General features: G+C 69.1%; 1 protein-coding gene and 1 pseudogene. Both read right to left on the bottom strand.

Going from position 1 to position 1,176, the window contains the following annotated elements; all coding sequences use genetic code 11:
* Positions 1-942 (bottom strand): annotated as a pseudogene (locus ACWDNU_RS46445) (hypothetical protein); the annotation flags it as partial.
* Positions 939-1,176, bottom strand: a 238-nt coding sequence (locus ACWDNU_RS46440) for a hypothetical protein (protein ID WP_449673520.1), incomplete at its 5' end; no start/stop codon positions are given. The gene ACWDNU_RS46440 and the pseudogene ACWDNU_RS46445, both read right to left, overlap by 4 nt.

Raw genomic sequence — 1,176 nt, 5'->3', positions numbered from 1 at the left:
GATGAACAGGTGCACGCCGACCACGGCACCCGCGTCGTCGACATCGGCGACACCGACGAAGTAGGGGTACACCGAGCGGTGCACGGTCGCGCGGACCAGGCCCTGGGTGAGCATCAGCAGCGGACGGTCGCCGCCGTTGATCGGGACCTGGAAGTCGGTGCCGATGTCGGCGCGCAGCACGCCGAGGCTCGCGCCGGCCACCTGCGTGGACACGGTGTGGCCGTGCTCGGTGTCGCGCCGGTAGCGCGCGTAGCCGAGCAGGGTGAAATTGCCGCGGGACAGCCAGCGCAGCAGCTCCGCGCATTCGGCCAGATCGGTGGCGGGGAACGGGGCCGACCCCGAGCCCGCGGTGCGGTCGAGTTGGTCGGCCAGCGAGCTCTGCACCCTGGTCATCGCCTCGGTGTCGTCGATGACCTGACGGACGTCGGCGACCACCTCGGGCAGCGTGCGTTCGATGTGGTCGAGCTGGGCCCGGCTGGTCGACGGGTGCAGCTGCAGGTGCATCCACGACTCCGGCTTGCCGGTCGCGCCGTTGCCGTCCACCTCGTGCGGCGCGGCGGTGACCAGCGCGCCGTGCTCGTCGCGGGTGACCTCGAAGATCGGGTGGATGACCTCGGTGACGCTCACCTGCATCCGGCCCAGCGCCGCGGTGATCGACTCGACCAGCAGCGGCATGTCGTCGGTGACCAGCTGCACCGCCGCGCCCATGCCCGACCCGTCGTCGGGATGGTAGACCCGCACCAGCGCCGTGCCGGCGGGGCGCTCGGCGGCCAATTCCATGTGCCGCCGGAAGATCTGGTTGATGCCGGTGACCGGGAAGTCCGCGTCACCGGCGTCGACGTGTCGGAAATACGCCCCCTCGAGTGTCGCGAGATCACCGCGCAGACTCTGCGGGATTCCCGCGGCCCAGGCCGCGCTCGACATTTCCGACGAGACCGTCATCGTTTCGCCCACTCCCATGGATTCGGTTCGCTTCGATTCCGCAACTCAGGTGACGCAAATTCGAGACTAGCCGGGGCTCCACGGACACGCGGAGGGAATTTCAGCTTGCCGCGCCGGTAACTTGGCCAACGTTCGGTGAACGCCGGGGCGGAGAAGTCGAAGAACAACTGCAGGGTGTAGCCGATCGCGCCGAGCCAGGCCGTCGTGAACGTCATCTGGTTGGCCGGGGTCGAG

This window comes from Amycolatopsis sp. NPDC003676 (assembly GCF_053587275.1).
Note: the sequence above shows the minus strand (reverse complement) of the source record. Positions and strands in the feature narration are given on the sequence as shown.